At 59.4% G+C, this 16,118-nt stretch carries 17 protein-coding genes and 1 tRNA gene; 6 read left to right on the top strand and 12 right to left on the bottom strand.

The annotated features are described in order from the left end of the window. Positions 1–4: 4 nt before the first annotated feature. The 3 genes from PM04_RS04125 to PM04_RS04115 all read right to left on the bottom strand — a co-directional run bounded on the left by PM04_RS04125 (position 5) and on the right by PM04_RS04115 (position 2,282). A complete protein-coding gene (locus PM04_RS04125; RefSeq protein ID WP_081945916.1) occupies positions 5–973 on the bottom strand; it encodes a glycine betaine ABC transporter substrate-binding protein in 969 nt (322 codons plus the stop codon). Between the two features lie 87 nt (positions 974–1,060). Continuing rightward, positions 1,061–1,810: a class II aldolase and adducin N-terminal domain-containing protein gene (locus PM04_RS04120; RefSeq protein WP_038004053.1), complete on the bottom strand. Its 750-nt coding sequence runs from the start codon at positions 1,808–1,810 to the stop codon at positions 1,061–1,063. A 46-nt stretch (positions 1,811–1,856) separates the two neighbouring features. After that, the gene (locus PM04_RS04115) at positions 1,857–2,282 is read right to left on the bottom strand and encodes a glyoxalase/bleomycin resistance/dioxygenase family protein (RefSeq protein WP_038004052.1); all 426 of its coding nucleotides are present in this window, start codon (positions 2,280–2,282) and stop codon (positions 1,857–1,859) included. 50 nt (positions 2,283–2,332) lie between these two features. On the opposite strand from PM04_RS04115, the gene ade reads away from it, so the two are divergent. From ade to PM04_RS04095, 4 genes are all read left to right on the top strand, one after another. Further along, positions 2,333–4,117, top strand: coding sequence for an adenine deaminase (gene ade / locus PM04_RS04110; protein WP_038004051.1), 1,785 nt, complete (start codon positions 2,333–2,335; stop codon positions 4,115–4,117). Further along, on the top strand, positions 4,114–5,598 hold the full coding sequence (locus PM04_RS04105; RefSeq protein ID WP_038004050.1) for an AMP nucleosidase: 1,485 nt from the start codon (positions 4,114–4,116) through the stop codon (positions 5,596–5,598). The genes ade and PM04_RS04105 overlap by 4 nt, the downstream gene beginning before the upstream one ends. 119 nt (positions 5,599–5,717) lie before the next feature. Next, on the top strand, positions 5,718–6,008 hold the full coding sequence (locus PM04_RS04100) for an HU family DNA-binding protein (RefSeq protein WP_038004049.1): 291 nt from the start codon (positions 5,718–5,720) through the stop codon (positions 6,006–6,008). Positions 6,009–6,086: 78 nt separating this feature from the next. Next, positions 6,087–6,953, top strand: coding sequence for a DMT family transporter (locus tag PM04_RS04095; protein WP_038004048.1), 867 nt, complete (start codon positions 6,087–6,089; stop codon positions 6,951–6,953). A gap of 3 nt (positions 6,954–6,956) precedes the next feature. On the opposite strand, the gene aroC is transcribed toward PM04_RS04095, so the two are convergent. From aroC to dapF, 9 genes are all read right to left on the bottom strand, one after another. Next, positions 6,957–8,060, bottom strand: coding sequence for a chorismate synthase (gene aroC, locus PM04_RS04090; protein ID WP_038004047.1), 1,104 nt, complete (start codon positions 8,058–8,060; stop codon positions 6,957–6,959). Between the two features lie 109 nt (positions 8,061–8,169). Further along, a complete protein-coding gene (locus PM04_RS04085; protein WP_038004046.1) occupies positions 8,170–8,988 on the bottom strand; it encodes a cytochrome c1 in 819 nt (272 codons plus the stop codon). Between the two features lie 18 nt (positions 8,989–9,006). Continuing rightward, complete coding sequence (gene petB, locus PM04_RS04080) at positions 9,007–10,353, bottom strand: cytochrome b (protein ID WP_038004045.1); 1,347 nt, start codon at positions 10,351–10,353, stop codon at positions 9,007–9,009. Between the two features lie 18 nt (positions 10,354–10,371). Continuing rightward, on the bottom strand, positions 10,372–10,932 hold the full coding sequence (gene petA, locus PM04_RS04075; protein WP_038004043.1) for a ubiquinol-cytochrome c reductase iron-sulfur subunit: 561 nt from the start codon (positions 10,930–10,932) through the stop codon (positions 10,372–10,374). Positions 10,933–11,109: 177 nt separating this feature from the next. Further along, positions 11,110–11,541 carry a GNAT family N-acetyltransferase gene (locus PM04_RS04070; protein WP_038004041.1) on the bottom strand — a complete coding sequence of 144 codons (432 nt, stop codon included), beginning with the start codon at positions 11,539–11,541 and terminating at the stop codon, positions 11,110–11,112. Between the two features lie 14 nt (positions 11,542–11,555). Further along, positions 11,556–12,155, bottom strand: a complete 600-nt coding sequence (locus PM04_RS04065) for a glutathione S-transferase family protein (RefSeq protein ID WP_038004040.1) — start codon at positions 12,153–12,155, stop codon at positions 11,556–11,558. A 48-nt stretch (positions 12,156–12,203) separates the two neighbouring features. After that, a complete protein-coding gene (locus PM04_RS04060; protein WP_038004039.1) occupies positions 12,204–12,830 on the bottom strand; it encodes an FMN-binding negative transcriptional regulator in 627 nt (208 codons plus the stop codon). Between the two features lie 2 nt (positions 12,831–12,832). Continuing rightward, positions 12,833–14,086 (bottom strand): tRNA (N(6)-L-threonylcarbamoyladenosine(37)-C(2))-methylthiotransferase MtaB, encoded by a 1,254-nt coding sequence (gene mtaB / locus PM04_RS04055; protein ID WP_038004038.1) that lies wholly within the window; start codon positions 14,084–14,086, stop codon positions 12,833–12,835. Next, positions 14,083–14,898, bottom strand: a complete 816-nt coding sequence (gene dapF, locus PM04_RS04050) for a diaminopimelate epimerase (protein WP_038004037.1) — start codon at positions 14,896–14,898, stop codon at positions 14,083–14,085. The genes mtaB and dapF overlap by 4 nt, the downstream gene beginning before the upstream one ends. 107 nt (positions 14,899–15,005) lie before the next feature. On the opposite strand from dapF, the gene PM04_RS04045 reads away from it, so the two are divergent. After that, positions 15,006–15,081 (top strand) — tRNA-Lys (locus PM04_RS04045). A 173-nt stretch (positions 15,082–15,254) separates the two neighbouring features. Further along, positions 15,255–16,118, top strand: a complete 864-nt coding sequence (locus PM04_RS04040) for a glycosyltransferase family 25 protein (protein WP_324618312.1) — start codon at positions 15,255–15,257, stop codon at positions 16,116–16,118.

The following is a 16,118-nucleotide window of genomic DNA, read 5'->3' as shown; positions in this document are numbered from 1 at the left end:
GCGCTTACTTAATCAGCGCGGCCAATTTGGCCTTTGCCTCGTCGTTCAGCCATGCGGACCAAACCTCGGGGTAGGTCGTCAGGAACAGCACAGCCGCCTCTTCGTTTGACAGGCTGTCGGCTTCTTGAGCGGCCAAAACCGCCCCCATCTGAGCGTTGGTAAAGGACATTTTGGTCAGGAACTCCGCAACCGCAGGCTCCCGCTCCGCGAATGCGGTGGTCGCGGCGGTCACAACGTTGGCCCGGGGATAAGCCGAAAGGCCAGGCGTGGCGCAATCCTCTAGCCCATTGCAGGTGTGAATCTCCGCGTCGTAGGGCGGGAATTCGACCTGCACCATCGGGTATTTACCCAGCACCGATGTCGGCGCCCAATAGTAGCCGAACCACGGCTCACGCGCCTCATAGGCGGCGGCCAATGCGGCGGCCAAGGTCTCACCGGAGCCGTGCTTGAACCGCTCAATGCCCGCATCAACCAGCCCTGCGGCCTTGAGATTGTTGAAGTTTGTCACATCGCAACCCCAACCCGTGACACAATCGTGGAACATCCCACCGACCAGTTCGGGGTTCGCGCGGATGCCTTCTAGGGTAGCCAACTCGGGGTGTTCTTCCACCAAATAGGCGGGGACCCACCATGCCTCAACGCCGCCATCCGACAGGACTTTGGACATTTCGGTCAATTTGCCCTCAGCAATCAGGTCGTCATAAACCTCAGTGTAGCTGGTCCACAATTCCGTCAGAATGTCAGGCTGACCCGTTTCCGCAACGGACGCCATGGCGGGCACCGTTGTCGTGGGCACCACGGTCACGTCACAGCCGTAGCCTTGTTGGATCAAGAAGCTCGCCACCGATGTGACCACCGCCGCAGAGGCCCAGTCCATCTCGGTGATCGAAACCTCGCCGCAATCGGCGAATGCGGCAGTGGTGCTGAGCGCACCGGCAGTCAATGTAGCGGCGGCAATGGTTCTCAAATGCATAATAGGCTCCTTGTTAACCCCGCGCAGACCTCCGCGCGGGTGAAAAATCATCGTTATAATCCGCCACTTCGCGGCAGAATTGAACCGCTAAGTCGCGTAGGCATCGCCCTCTGCGTCAAGAAGCGCCTTTAGCTCTGACAAGAATTTCTCATCGTCGCCAGAATACTCTTCAATCTCACGGGCGGTTTTTTCGGCAATCTCATCGGACAGGATGTTCAGCGGCTGACCGGTTTGCAGGGCGCGGATATAGTTGGCGCAGGCGCGCTCAAAATAATAGAGCCGGCCAAACGTCTCACCCACGGTGTCGCCAATCACCATCACGCCGTGATTGCCCATCACGAGGACCTTCTTGCGCGGGTCGTCCAACAGTTTGGCACAGCGCGCGCCCTCTTCTTCTAGCGCCAAGCCGCCATACGCAGGGTCCACCGCGATCCGGTTAAAGAACATTGCAGCGTTCTGTTCCAGCGGGGGCAGGACCGGATCCTTGAGGCAGGCCAGAACCGTCGCATAGGGTGAATGGACATGCATCGCGCACCGCGCGTGCGGGCACAGGCGGTGCAATCCGCCATGCAACCCCCACGCCGTTTCATCGGGGGCATTCGGGCCCTGCAATGTCTCGGGATCGTTTGCATCGACGACGATCAGATCGCTCGCCCGGATGCGCGAAAAATGCATCATGTTCGGGTTCATCAAAAACTTGGAACCGTCCTCATTGATCGACAGTGAAAAGTGGTTGGCCACCCCTTCGTGCATGTCCATCCGAGCCGTCCAGCGGAAGGCCGCAGCCATATCCACCCGCTCCGTCCAATTCCCGATATTCGCGCCGGCAACGTCCATGTTTTTCCTCCCGTTTAATGTATACATTAATGTATACATTGTGGCCCTAGCTTTTCAGGGGCCTTGATGGCACCCAAGCGTACCCGCTGGGCGATAGAATGTAAGCCTCACAAAGACCGTGGGGTTTGTCCGTCGGAGACTGCAAAATCACGTCGCCCCGAACCGTCGCGCGGGCCACCGCGGGCTCTGGCGCAATGTCGTACAGCCGCAATTCCGCCCCGCCCCCGCGCGGTGGATTTTCGGGCACCAGACCCAGCAAAGGGTTAGCATGATAGGTGCCATCGCTGTGCAGCTGAAGCACCGTTCCCCCCGATACCAAAATCGCGAAATCATCCGATACGCGGTGGGCGGTCATCTCAAACACCTCGGTCAAGAACGCCACCTCAGCGGCGACATCCACAACCAAAAGGTTGATCCCGAAACCACGCAGACCCGCGCCGAACGCCTCGGCAGAGATCGTATCATAGTCCATTGGCCGCGCTCCCGTCTTGCGCCTTTAGCCTGCCCGTGTCAGCCTAAGTTATGCAAGCAAAAGATATTACGTCTTGGGCGGACTGCGCCCCTACATTAGTCGCCGTAGCCGCCGGGCGAACGCCCGCGCAAACCGTGGTCCGTGGCGGCCGCGTGGTGAACGTGCACACCCGTGAAATCCTTGAGTGGGACATTGCCATCGCGCAAGGGCGTTTTGCCTATGTCGGCCCCGACGCAAGCCATTGTATTGGCCCAGATACCCACGTGATCGACGCGGCCGGACGCTATGTCATTCCGGGTCTGTGCGATGCCCATATGCACATCGAAAGCGGGATGCTGACCCCGGCTGAATTTGCCGCCGCGGTCATCCCCCACGGCACGACCTCTATGTTCACCGATCCCCATGAAATCGCGAATGTTTTGGGCCTGAGCGGTGTGCGCTTGATGCATGATGAGGCGCTGTTGCAGCCCATCAGCATTTTCACCCAGATGCCCTCCTGCGCGCCCTCTGCGCCCGGGCTGGAAACCACCGGCCATGAGATCACTCCGGACGATGTGGCCGAGGCGATGGCGTGGCCCGGCATCATTGGTCTGGGTGAGATGATGAACTTTCCCGGCGTCGTGAACGGCGACCCCAAGATGCTGGCCGAAATGGCTGCGACCGCGCGGGCGGGCAAAACCATCGGGGGGCACTATGCCTCACCGGATTTGGGGCCTGCGTTTCATGCCTATGCGGCGGGCGGCCCGGCGGATGACCACGAGGGCACCTGTGAGGACGACGCCGTCGCCCGCGTGCGCCAAGGGATGCGGTCGATGATGCGGCTCGGCTCGGCGTGGTATGATGTCGAGAGCCAGATCACCGCAATCACGGAGCGCGGCCTTGATCCGCGTAATTTCATCCTGTGTACGGACGATTGCCACTCTGGCACGTTGGTGAATGACGGGCATATGGACCGGGTTGTGCGCCACGCGATTGCCTGCGGATGCGACCCATTGATCGCCCTGCAAATGGCCACGATCAACACCGCCACGCATTTCGGGCTGGAACGGGAATTAGGCTCCATTGCGCCGGGGCGGCGTGCAGATTTGATCCTGACTTCCTCGCTGGAAGAGCTGCCAATTGAGACGGTCATCGCCCTCGGCGAGGTCGTGGCAGAGGGCGGCAAGCTGCGCGCAACCTGCCCGCATATCGACTGGCCCACGGCTGCGCGAAACACCGTTCACCTGGGTAACCCCCTGACTGCGCATGATTTTGAGATCACTGGCAGCGGCAATACCGCCACCTGCCGCGTAATTGGCGTGGTCGAAAACCAAGCCCCCACCGAGGCCTTGATCCGCGAGCTACCCGTTCGCGACGACCTGATTGAGGGCACGGGCGATACCTGCCAAATCGCGCTTGTGGAACGGCACAAAGGCACGGGCGGCGTGAGCAACGCGTTCGTCGCAGGCTTTGGCTATAGCGGACCAATGGCGATGGCCTCGACCGTGGCGCATGACAGTCACCACATGATCGTCGTGGGCACATCGCGCGCGGATATGGCACTGGCGGCGAACCGCCTTGCGCAGGTCGGCGGCGGGGTCACCGTTTGGCAGGACGGGCGCGAGTTAGCCTTGGTTGAACTGCCCATCGCGGGCCTCATGTCCGACAGCCCCGCCCATGAAGTCGCGGCCAAAGCAGACGCCATGGTGGCCGCGATGCAGGCCTGCGGCTGCACCCTGAACAACGCCTATATGCAGCATTCTCTGCTGGCTCTTGTGGTCATCCCCGCCCTGCGGATCAGTGACCTTGGGCTGGTGGATGTCACGAAATTTGAGCTTACGGAATTGACCCTATGAACGCCCCCCGCGCGACGACCAAAATCTCTAGCCCGCCTGACGCGGAGCCAAAACGCTTCACCGATCCTGCCGCCGCTGTGGCCGAGCTTCAACGGCTTTACACCGAGGCCACCGGCTTTTTGAACGGCGCATTCAACCGCGCAACGGCGGAGGGTGATCCCGGCTGCCGTTTTCGCGCCTATTACCCGGAAATTCGTTTAACGACGCGCAGTTACGGGCATGCTGACAGCCGCCTCAGCTTTGGGCATGTGGCCGAACCCGGGGTCTATGCGACCACGATCACCCGCCCCGATCTGTTTGCGCATTACCTGACGCAACAGATCGCGCTGTTGATCAAAAACCATGATGTGGGCGTCTGGATCGGGTGGTCGCAGACACCAATCCCGATCCACTTTGCAGTGCTAAACGACGACAGCCTCAGCGTGCCCCAAGACGGGGTTTTGCCGTTTTTGATGCGCGATATTTTCGATGTCCCGGACCTAAGCACCACGAACGACGATATCGCCAATGGCGTGGGTTTTGCGTTTGAGGATGGCGCAAAACCGCTGGCGCCCTTTACGGCGCAACGGATTGATTATTCGCTCGCGCGGTTGGCGCATTACACCGCGACCGACGCGGAGCATTTTCAAAACCACGTCCTGTTCACGAACTACCAATTCTATGTGGATGAGTTCGTGGCCTATGCCCGTGCAGCCCTGCGGGATCCTGCATCGGGGTACACCGCGCTGGTGGGGCCGGGCAACGTGGTCCTGACGGACCCCGACGGTGATCTGCCCGAGCCTGCCAAAATGCCCCAAATGCCCACCTATCACCTAAAGCGGGGCAAAGAGGCGGGCATTACGCTGGTCAACATCGGTGTGGGCCCGTCCAACGCCAAAACCGCGACGGACCATATTGCCGTATTGCGCCCCCATGTTTGGCTGATGGTCGGGCATTGCGCGGGGCTGCGAAATTCTCAGTCACTGGGCGATTTCGTGTTGGCGCACGCCTATCTACGTGAAGATCATGTGCTGGACGATGACCTGCCGGTATGGGTGCCGATCCCTGCCTTGGCAGAGGTGCAGATCGCGCTGGAAACGGCCGTGGCCGAGGTGACCGAGCTGGAGGGGTATGAGCTAAAGCGGATCATGCGCACGGGCACCGTCGCCACGATTGATAACCGAAACTGGGAATTGCGAGAGACATCCGGCCCCGTCAAGCGGCTGAGCCAGTCGCGAGCCGTCGCGCTGGACATGGAAAGCGCGACCATCGCGGCCAACGGTTTCCGCTTTCGCGTGCCCTATGGAACGCTTCTGTGTGTGTCGGACAAACCCCTCCACGGAGAGCTGAAATTGCCCGGAATGGCGTCGAGTTTCTACAAGTCGCAGGTCAGTCGGCATTTGCTGATTGGGATCCGCGCCATGGAAAGCTTGCGCGAAATGCCCCTCGAACGGCTGCATTCGCGCAAATTGCGCAGCTTTGAAGAGACCGCTTTCCTCTAAAAGGGCAAAATAACGTAGAAAACTGGGGGTCAGGGCACACAACTTGTTGTGTGTCCCCACATCATTCGGCTAGAATCACATGAAACAACCGCCAGGGTTAAAGCTTTGAGGAGATCGACATGGCAACTAAACCAATGACAAAGACCCAGCTTGTGGCCGCATTGGCAGAGAAGATGGACACGGACAAAAAGTCCGCAGGCGCCGCATTGGACGCAATCTGCGAACTGATCACAACCGAAGTTTCCGGCGGTGGCGCAGTGACCCTGCCCGGCATCGGCAAAATCGCCTGCCGTGAGCGTCCCGAGCGTATGGTTCGCAACCCCGCCACTGGCGAGCAGTTCAAGAAAGACGCAGACAAGGTTGTGAAAATGACCATCGCCAAAGCGCTGAAAGACAGCGTGAACGGCTAATCGCTTCTTGATCGTAGAATTTAAGGGTCGTCTTCGGGCGGCCCTTTTTCTTTGCAGATATCCATGTGATAGAAACCTATGGATTTTCGCGCACTCTTTCTGGGACTGGCCTTTGCGCTAATGTGGTCGTCGGCCTTTACGTCGGCGCGGATCATCGTGGCCGAGGCACCGCCCATCCTATCGCTTGCATTGCGGTTCGCGATTTCGGGTGGCGTTGGTGTGGCCTTGGCGTTGGCTATGGGGCAGACCGCGCGGCTGACACGCGGGCAATGGACCGCGGTCGTCGTGTTCGGCATCTGTCAAAACGCGCTGTATCTAGGCCTGAATTTTGTGGCGATGCAGTGGATCGAAGCGTCCCTTGCCGCGATCGTCGCAAGCGTCATGCCCCTGCTGGTCGCTGTCTGTATCTGGGTCTTGTTCGGAGAGCGCACCCGCCCGCTCGGCGTGGCCGGGTTGATCGCGGGCACATTAGGTGTCGCGTTGATTATGGGCACGCGGGTGCAAGGCGGCGCGGATATGCTGGGCATCGTGTTTTGCCTGATCGGTGTCATGGCATTGACGGCCGCAACGCTTGCGATGCGGGGCGTGTCGGGCGGCGGCAATTTGATGATGGTCGTGGGATTGCAGATGCTGGTGGGCTCTGCCGTGCTGACACCGCTCGGCTTTGCGCTTGAGACATGGGACGTCACGTGGACCCCGCGGCTGATCACGGCGCTGGCCTATACCACGCTGGTGCCGGGGCTGGCCGCGACGTGGGTTTGGTTCACGCTAGTCGACCGGATCGGCGCGACACCTGCCGCGACGTTTCACTTTCTCAACCCGTTCTTTGGCGTGGTCGTCGCGGCCCTATTGCTGGGTGAGCGTATGGGCATCGCGGACGCCGTGGGCGTTGTTGTAATCGCCGGTGGTATTCTAGCCGTACAGGTCAGCCGGATGCGCGCCTAGCACCTAGCCAATTGCGCCTTGGTTTTCGCCAACTTGGCCACGGTGCAGCAGGATGTGATCCAACAGGACGCAAGCCATCATCGCCTCACCCACAGGGACAGCGCGGATACCGACACAGGGGTCGTGGCGACCCTTGGTGATGATCGTCGTCTCTTCGCCGGACTTGGTGATTGTGCGCCGCTCCGACAGGATGCTCGACGTTGGTTTGACGGCGAACCGCACAACGACGTCTTGGCCCGTGCTGATCCCACCGAGAATACCGCCTGCGTGGTTTGAGCTGTATTCTGGCCCGTTTGGACCCATGAAAATCTCATCTGCGTTGTCACGACCCGTGAGCGCGGCTGCGGCCATGCCCTCACCGATCTCAACGCCTTTGACGGCATTGATCGACATCATCGCGGCGGCCAGATCGGTGTCTAGCTTGCCATAGATCGGCGCACCGAGGCCGGCGGGCATACCGCGTGCGGTGACCTCAATCACGGCGCCGACGGAATTGTGGTCATCCTTGCGGAGCCAATCGAGATGCGCCTCAAATGCGCTGGCGGCTTGTGCATCGGGGCACCAAAAATCGTTGCGCCCGATTTCATCCCAGTCAAACTGCGCGCGATCAATGCCAAGCGCGCCCATCTGCACCATATAGCCCGTGATCTGCAGGTCCGGCACCATCTGCGCAAGGGCCGCGCGGGCAATACCGCCCGCTGCCACCCGCGCGGCCGTTTCGCGCGCGCTGGACCGACCGCCCCCGCGATAATCGCGGATGCCGTATTTCTGCCAATAGGTGATGTCCGCGTGGCCGGGACGGAATTTCTCGACGATATCGCCGTAATCCTTGGATCGCTGATCGGTGTTTTCAATCATCAGTTGGATCGGCGTACCCGTTGTGCGGCCCTCGAACATGCCGGACAGGATGCGCACGGCATCGGGTTCTTTCCGCTGGGTGGTGTTCTTGTTCTGGCCGGGCTTTCGCTTGTCCAACCACTGCTGAAGGAACGCCTCATCCACCGCGATACCGGGGGGGCAGCCGTCAACCGTGGCGCCCAAGGCGGGCCCGTGGCTTTCGCCCCAAGTGGTGACGCGGAAGAGATGTCCGAAAGAATTCATCGACATGGGCAGTGCTCCTTTGCGAGCATTGGTCTAGCGGGCAGCAGGCAGGCCCTCAACATGAAAAAAGGGCGCGAGACCAGCCCGCGCCCTTTTTCAATCATACCTAACGCGCTTATTCAGCGGGTTGGCCAGCAGCTTTGGCTTTCTTCTTCACCGGCGCCCAGAGGCGTTTGTTGGTGAGGTAGAGCAGAACCGTCAGCAAAGACAGCAGCAGAACAGAGGTCAGACCCATCTGTTGGCGTGCCATCATCTTGGGCTCAGCCGTCCACATCAGGAATGCGGAGACGTCCTGCGAGATCGATTCCAGGTCCGTTGCCGCACCATCGTCGAACTCAAGGTCGTCGCCCCAAAGTGGGGGGGCCATGGAAATCCAGCCGCCGGGGAACGCTTTGTTTTCGTACAAAACGGTGCCAGCTTCTTCTTTTTCCTCACCGGTGTAGCCCGCGAGCAGGGATGCGATGTATTCCGCGCCGCCCATGCCTTTGAACAACTGGTTCGTACCAAGGCCGTAGGGGCCGTGGAAACCAGCGCGTGCCTTTGCCATCAGCGACAGGTCAGGTGCGCCAACGCCGTTCACGGCGGGGAAGTTGTCGGACGGAACCGCCTGACGGAAGTCACCTTCGCCGTCGTTCAGGGACGAATCCCAGACTTCGAAGTTTGAGGTGTAGGCTTTCATCTGGTCTTCGGGGAGACCAACGCCACCCTCGTCCGACAGTGTGCGGAAAGGCACGTACTGAAGGCCGTGGCAGGAGGCGCAGATCTCGGTGTAGACCTTGAGGCCGCGTTGCAGTTGGTTTTGGTCAAATTTACCGAATGGACCCTCAAAGGAGAAGGCGTAGTCGGTCACATAACCAGCCCCACCGGCGGCGATGGCAGGAGTTCCTGCCAAGGCCGTAAGCGCCGCTGCGGTGATCGCAAGTTTCTTGAACATGTGTCAGAGTCCCCTGTCTTATTCGGCTGGCGAGGCGGCAGGAGCGCCGTCTTTGCCATCCGAGGACTTGAATTTGGCGTTGAAGTCATCTTCGATCGTTGCAGGCTGAACGTCTGGCTTCTCGAGGACGCCCAGAAGGGGCAGGATCACGAGGAAGTAGGCGAACCAGTATGTTGCACCGATAAGAGCGATGACCGGGTAGATGCCTTCGGCGGGCATTGCGCCAACCCAAGTCAGAACCACGAAGTTCACCACGAAGATCCAGAACCACCACTTGAACATCGGGCGGTAGCGGCCGGAGCGGACGTTGGACGTGTCGAGCCATGGCACCAGAGCCATCACTACGATCGCGCCGAACATCGCAACCACACCGAAGAATTTCGCATCGACGATGCCACCTGTGAGGAAGCCCACAAGCTGCACAAGCCAGACCGTGTCATCGAATGCGCGCAGGATCGCGTAGAACGGCAAGAAGTACCATTCGGGCACGATGTGTGCGGGCGTCGCCAGAGCGTTGGCTTCGATGTAGTTATCCGGGTGGCCAAGGTAGTTGGGCATGAAACCCACGATGGCGAAGAACACAGCCAGGATCAGGGCCAGCGCGAACAGGTCTTTGATCACGAAGTAGGGCCAGAATGGCAGCGTGTCTTTTTCAGCTTCTGCTTTGGACGTACGGCGGACTTCGACACCGGTTGGGTTGTTGTTACCCGTGGTGTGGAAGGCCCAGATGTGCACGATCACGAGACCGGCAATCACGAACGGCAGCAAGTAGTGCAGCGAGAAGAAACGGTTCAGCGTGGCGTTGTCCACGGCGGGTCCGCCCAGCAGCCATGTTTGCAGGCCTTCACCGATGAACGGGATGGCGCCAAACAGGCCGGTGATCACGGTCGCGCCCCAGAAGGACATCTGGCCCCATGGCAGCACGTAACCCATGAACGCAGTCCCCATCATCAACAGATAGATCAGCATACCAATGATCCACGTGACTTCGCGGGGTGCTTTGTACGAGCCATAGTAGAGGCCGCGGAAGATGTGCAGGTACACCGCAACAAAGAACAGCGACGCGCCGTTCATGTGCAGATACCGCAGTGCCCAACCGCCGTTCACGTTGCGCATGATGTGCTCAACGGAGGCGAACGCGAAGTCCACGTGGGGCGTATAGTGCATCACCAGAACGATACCGGTGATGATCTGCAGTGCCAGCGTAAAAGTCAGCACGATGCCCCAGATCCACATCCAGTTGAGGTTCTTGGGGGTGGGCAGCATCAGTGTATCGTACAACAAACCTACGATTGGCAGCCGCTTGTGCAGCCACTTTTCACCGCCGGTTGTTGGTTCGTAGTGGTCGTGGGGAATTCCGGACATGGTCGTATTTCTCCCTGATTAACCGAGTTTAATTGTTGTTTCGTTGACGAAAGACGCAACGGGGATGGGCAGGTTTTCGGGCGCCGGGCCACGGCGAATCCGGCCTGAGGTGTCGTAGTGCGACCCGTGGCAGGGGCAGAACCACCCACCGTAGTCGCCAGCACCGTCGCCGATTGGCACACAACCAAGGTGCGTACACACCCCGATCATCACCAGCCATTCGCCAGTTTCATCCAGCGCGCGGTTTTCATCGGCAGCGTCTGCGCCACTGATATTTCGGTTCCGAGCTTCGCCATCAAGCAGGTCGCCCAACTCAACGGTGCGCGCAGCTTCGATTTCTTCGGCTGTGCGGCGGCGAATGAACACGGGCTTGCCCAAGAACAGAACGCTAATCTGCGTTCCTTCAACAACGCCCGAAACGTCCACCTCAATGGAGGACAGAGCCTGTACGTCCGCGGATGGGTTCATTTGGTTAACAAGGGGCCAAACCCCGGCGCCAACCGTGACAGCCCCCACACCAGCGGTGGCGTAGTAGAGAAAATCCCGACGAGTGTCGGTCTGATCGTCTGCGTGTGACACGTAGGTATCTCCCGTGTTGTGTACCGGACGCCTCGCGCGCCCCAGCGGTTCAAACGAAACAGGGCGCGCGGGAATCCCTTTGCGCCCAAATTTGGTGCCTTCTAGCAGGACCTAGCGAGCAGTGCCCAGCGGACAAACGCGCGCAGGTGCGCCCGATTGTCGCGGAGCGGTCGTAACTTAATCCCAAACGGGGGGTGCGAGCGTCATTTCCATCTCACGGTGATCGATCCCGGCGTCATCGTAGACGGGGCCATAAACCGTAAACCCTAACTTGGTGTAAAACGGGATCGCGGTGACTTGGCTGCCCAAGACCGCCTTGGAAAATCCGTCTTGGGGCAGTTCGCGCACGACGGTTTGCATCAACAATGCGCCTGCCCCCTTGCCCCGGTGCGCCTTAAGCACGGCAACGCGTTGAATTTTCGCCGTTTCATCCATCGGTTTGACCCGCAGCGTGGCGATAGCGATTTCGCCTTCCCACAACAGGTAGTGATGGCAATCGTCATCGAGACCGTCCATTTCTTCGGCCTCACTGACGCCCTGTTCTTCGATGAACACGGCGCGGCGGATGGCCTGACAGGCCGCGATATCGTGGGTTTCTTCGACGCGCATGTGCGGCTGGTCCTTCATGCTGGTTTGGTTTGCAGCATGGCGGGGCGCGCGGCGAAATCCTTTTCCCACGCGGCCAGCACATCACGCCCAGCGCGCCAGTTCCGATCCGCATGGCGCAGGTCCAGATAGCCCAGCGCGCAACCAACGGCGATGTGGCCGGCATCAACGGGACCGTGCAGGTGGCTCATCCAACGGGCACCCAGCGCATCGAGGGCGCGCTCAACCTTGCCCCATTGCGCATCAAACCACGCGGGCCAATGCAGTTCCGCGGGGCGAAGACGCTGCTCATAGACGATGCCAATGGCGGCATCCATAATCGCATCGCCTGTGGCCTCTAGGGTCAGGGTCTCCCACAGGCGGGCATCGGGGTACAACGCTCCGTCGGCGCGGGCATTCAAGAACCGGCTGATCACGCGGCTATCGTACAGCGCGGGCCCCTCATCACGCAAAAGCGCGGGGATTTTGCCCACAGGGTTCGCCGCAGACAACTCGGGCACGTTGGCCATGGGGTTGGTTTTGGTGTCCACGACCTCTACGTCGCTTTGTTCGGTTTCCAAAAGCACCACGCGGACTTTGCGCGCGTAGGGCGATGCGTCAGACGCCAAAAGTTTCATGTCCCCTCCCTGGGAAATCTTATCCTGAGGTAAGCTAGCGCGGTGTCCCTACGGAGAAAAGGGTCCGCGGATCAGAGCCGCCAAAAGTCGGACCTCTGAGCCGGTGCCAAAGGCCTCCATCTGATCGGCGGCGCGCAGGCGCACATCATCAGGTTTGTTCTGATTAAGCTTCCATGTGCCTTCGGTTGTGGTAACGGCCATCCGGCAGGGCACGATCTGGCGCATCATACTTTCCAGCACCTCGGGCGTCATTTTGTCGGTGGTCCAAGGGGTTTTATGCGGCAGGAGTGCTTCGAAATGCGCCGATTGACGGTTTAGCATTTCGTGCATGGCCTCCGGGGGCAAAACATCGAGCATGCCGCGCAGATGCACGGCGACATAGTTCCATGTCGGTACTTGATCCGGGACTTCGTACCAATCGGGTGAGACGTATCCATCCGGGCCGGCCACGGCGATTACCGCGGGCTGCGCGCCGTTCTTAAGCTGCCGCAGGATCGGGTTGGAGCGGACGAGGTGCAGGTCGAGGCTATCGCCCTCAGCGTTCAGCAGGAACGGGACATGAGAGATCAGCGGTCCGTGAGATCCATTGAGGCTGAGAACACCAAATCCGCGTTCCCGCGCGTAGTCCCGATTGCGCGTATCACTGGATTTGCGGAAGGCGGGATTGGGATGCAACGCTAGCAGCCCTGCCCGCGAAGCTGTGCGCCATGTGCACCCGCAATCTGCGCCTGCACGATCTGCCCCTCGGGGTGATCGGCATCAAACGTGACTTCGGCAAAGTGGGGCGTGCGGCCCATGCGAGGGTTTTCCATCAGCACAGGCTGCGTGGTGCCCACCCAGTGCGCAAGATGTTTTTGCACCTGCGCATCCCCTGCAGCGCGCAGCCGGGCGGCGCGGTCCTTGATGATGCGGCCATCCACGGGGGGCATTTTGGCAGCTGGCGTGCCTTCGCGCGCGGAATAGGGAAAGACGTGCAGCCACGTCAGATCGCATTCCTCAACCAGCTTGAGGCTATCGGCAAAGTGGGCCTCAGTCTCGGTCGGGAAGCCTGCGATGATATCGGCGCCAAAGGTCATGCCGGGGCGCAGGCGGCGGGCCTCTTGGCAGAATTGGATCGCGTCATCACGCAGGTGACGACGCTTCATCCGCTTGAGGATCAGGTCCGCACCATGTTGCAAGCTAAGGTGTAGATGCGGCATCAGGCGATGCTCGGTCGCGATGGCCTGCATCAGGTTTTCATCTACCTCAATCGAATCGATCGAGCTGATCCGTAGGCGCGGCAGATCCGGCACCAGTTTGAGGATTCGCATGACCAAATCGCCGAGTTTCGGCGTGCTGGGCAGGTCCGCCCCCCATGAGGTCAGGTCAACACCAGTCAAAACCACCTCATTGTAGCCGCGTCCAACAAGCCGCTTGATCTGTTCGACCACAACGCCCGCAGGCACCGAGCGGGAATTGCCGCGACCATACGGGATGATGCAAAACGTGCAGCGGTGATCGCAGCCGTTTTGGACCTGCACATAGGCGCGCGACCGCGTGCCGAAGCCGTCGATCAGATGGCCCGCCGTTTCGGTCACGGACATGATGTCATCGACCTGCACTTGTTCGGTCGCGCCAATCCCAAAGGCGGCCCATGTTTGGGGCTGCATTTTCTCGGTATTTCCGACAACGTGGTCGACCTCTGCCATGGCGGCAAAGCTTTCGGGTGCGGTTTGGGCCGCGCATCCGGTGACGATGATCTTGGCATCGGGATGGGTGCGGCGCAGCTTGCGAATATCTTGGCGGGCCTTGCGCACAGCCTCGGCGGTGACGGCGCAGGTGTTGACGATCACAGCGTCCTTTAGGCCGGCTTGCGTGGCCAATTCCTTCATCGCCTCGGTTTCATAGGCGTTCAGGCGGCAGCCGTGGTTAGAAAATACCGGGGCGTTCATAGCCAGACCCCGTTGAACACATGGGCAGTGGCCCCGGACATCCAGACGCCATCGTCGCGCCAGTCGATCACGATATCCCCGCCGTCCAGCGTGACACGCACGTGACGCCCGGTCAGGCCCCGCCGCGCAGCCGCGACGGCCGTCGCACAAGAGCTAGAGCCAGACGCCAAAGTGATTCCCACCCCGCGCTCCCACACGCGCATCCGCAGATGATCTGGCGCGATCAGGTGCGCTATCTGCACATTCGTACGCTCTGGGAACAATTCGTGATGTTCGTGGGCGGCACCAAAGGCCGCGAGGTCTAGGGCCTCGGCATCCTCAACGAAAAAGGTGCAGTGGGGATTGCCCATGCCGGTGGCTGTGGGCCGGCCCTCGATGGGCAGTTCCAGTGTATCCATTTCACGCGCCAGCGGCACGTCCTGCCAGTTTAGCAGCGGAGGCCCCATGTTCACCGAAGTAATCCCATCCCCCAGATCGCGCGCAAACAGGATGCCGCGTTCCGTACGCAATGTCAGTGTATCCGTGCCAGTACGCCCCATTTCATAGGCCGCAATGCAGCGCGTGGCATTCCCGCAGGCCCCAGCGGTTGAGCCATCGGCGTTCCAAAAGACCAGTTCAACATCCGCCTGCGCGGAGTGTCGAATGACCGCGAGTTGATCAAAACCAACCCCGCGATGCCGATCACCGATCGCGCGTGCAAGAGCTGCGTCGACCACAGGACCAGTGGCGCGCTCATCGATCACGACGAAGTCATTGCCCAGCCCATGCATCTTCATGAAGGGCAGGCCATTAGGGAAAGAAGTGGACTGCATGGCGCGGCGTATACGCCTGTCGTGAACCTTTTGCTAGCCATGGGCAAAAAAGGTGATGATTCCGGGTTGACCACTGCGGGAGTGGCGGATAGCTACCCCGCCAGTGAGGGCCGTTAGCTCAGTTGGTAGAGCAGCTGACTTTTAATCAGCGGGTCACAGGTTCGAATCCTGTACGGCTCACCACTTTTATCTTAGAATCAAATACTTAGGCGTGAGCTGTCTCTGGTGACTAGTGAACCGCGATCTTGTGGAAGCGCCGTGGAAGCGGAATGGGATGTTGCAAGTCCGTCACAGGAAATACCAACAAACTCAACTTTGAACCTGTTCAATCTTCGTGTTAAGTGTGTTAATGGCCGATGGGAGGGGAACTTGAAACGACACCTTCATTTGAACACCGAGGATATACATGTCGTCGCTTAGAAAAATCGGAGAACGGTTTCAACATGAGGTGCATAGTAATTAATCTTGCTACTGCTAAGCAGCGAATGGCCTTCATGTCCTCTCAACTAGAAGCTCTGTCTATACCGTTCCAAAGAATTGAAGCAGTAACGCCCAGTGATCTTCCGAACCCAGAATACAGACTTGATTGGAATAGTTGGGAGCGACCGCTAAAGGACACCGAAAAAGCTTGTTTTCTGAGTCATCTAGCAGCATGGAAACAAGTCGCTAACGATAACCACTGTACTCTCATCCTTGAGGATGATGCTTTGCTATCTCGTCAGACAAAGCATGTTTTTCGGCGCTTGGCTACGAAAGGTGCGTTTGATCACGTCACACTCGAAGTACGGAAGCGCAAGAAGGTTGTGGCCAAGCAAAAGATATCGTCTGGTCCAAGCCACTCCTTGTTGCGTTTGTATCAGGACAGAAGCGGCGCTGCAGCATACGTCCTTTCACCTTCCGGTGCACGCAAACTGGTCGAGCGCTCGAGGAAACAGACCGCCCTCGCGGATGCAATGATATGTAAGTCATACGAACTAAAAAGTTTTCAAATCGAACCAGCCTGTGCAGTTCAGCTCGACCGTGCTTCGCTATACGGAATACGAACCGAGTTTCAGACGGAATCTCAGATTGACGTTGCCCAATTTGGGCCAACAGACAAAGGCGGGCTTCAATTTCGGTATCGTCGCGTTAGTGCACAACTTCGCATGGCTATTCGCAGACTCAGATACGCACACGTTACTGAATGCCGCGAGATTGAGCTACGTACTGGCGCTTTTTAA

The sequence above is a fragment of the Thalassobacter sp. 16PALIMAR09 genome, assembly GCF_000765485.1.
GTDB classification, from domain to species: Bacteria; Pseudomonadota; Alphaproteobacteria; order Rhodobacterales; family Rhodobacteraceae; genus Thalassobacter; species Thalassobacter stenotrophicus.
This window is presented reverse-complemented; position numbering and strand designations above follow the sequence as displayed.

Bases quoted from the DNA above. Each gene is read 5' to 3' on its own strand.
- PM04_RS04085 (WP_038004046.1), bottom strand. From the start codon at position 8,988: ATGTTCAAGAAACTTGCGATCACCGCAGCGGCGCTTACGGCCTTGGCA.
- PM04_RS04070 (WP_038004041.1), bottom strand. From the start codon at position 11,541: ATGCGCGTCGAAGAAACCCACGATATCGCGGCCTGTCAGGCCATCCGC.
- aroC (WP_038004047.1), bottom strand. From the start codon at position 8,060: ATGTCGATGAATTCTTTCGGACATCTCTTCCGCGTCACCACTTGGGGC.
- dapF (WP_038004037.1), bottom strand. From the start codon at position 14,898: ATGCAGTCCACTTCTTTCCCTAATGGCCTGCCCTTCATGAAGATGCAT.
- PM04_RS04115 (WP_038004052.1), bottom strand. From the start codon at position 2,282: ATGGACTATGATACGATCTCTGCCGAGGCGTTCGGCGCGGGTCTGCGT.
- PM04_RS04125 (WP_081945916.1), bottom strand. From the start codon at position 973: ATGCATTTGAGAACCATTGCCGCCGCTACATTGACTGCCGGTGCGCTC.
- PM04_RS04065 (WP_038004040.1), bottom strand. From the start codon at position 12,155: ATGAAACTTTTGGCGTCTGACGCATCGCCCTACGCGCGCAAAGTCCGC.
- PM04_RS04120 (WP_038004053.1), bottom strand. From the start codon at position 1,810: ATGGACGTTGCCGGCGCGAATATCGGGAATTGGACGGAGCGGGTGGAT.
- petB (WP_038004045.1), bottom strand. From the start codon at position 10,353: ATGTCCGGAATTCCCCACGACCACTACGAACCAACAACCGGCGGTGAA.
- PM04_RS04040 (WP_324618312.1), top strand. From the start codon at position 15,255: ATGGGAGGGGAACTTGAAACGACACCTTCATTTGAACACCGAGGATAT.
- mtaB (WP_038004038.1), bottom strand. From the start codon at position 14,086: ATGAACGCCCCGGTATTTTCTAACCACGGCTGCCGCCTGAACGCCTAT.
- PM04_RS04100 (WP_038004049.1), top strand. From the start codon at position 5,718: ATGGCAACTAAACCAATGACAAAGACCCAGCTTGTGGCCGCATTGGCA.
- PM04_RS04105 (WP_038004050.1), top strand. From the start codon at position 4,114: ATGAACGCCCCCCGCGCGACGACCAAAATCTCTAGCCCGCCTGACGCG.
- PM04_RS04095 (WP_038004048.1), top strand. From the start codon at position 6,087: ATGGATTTTCGCGCACTCTTTCTGGGACTGGCCTTTGCGCTAATGTGG.
- ade (WP_038004051.1), top strand. From the start codon at position 2,333: ATGCAAGCAAAAGATATTACGTCTTGGGCGGACTGCGCCCCTACATTA.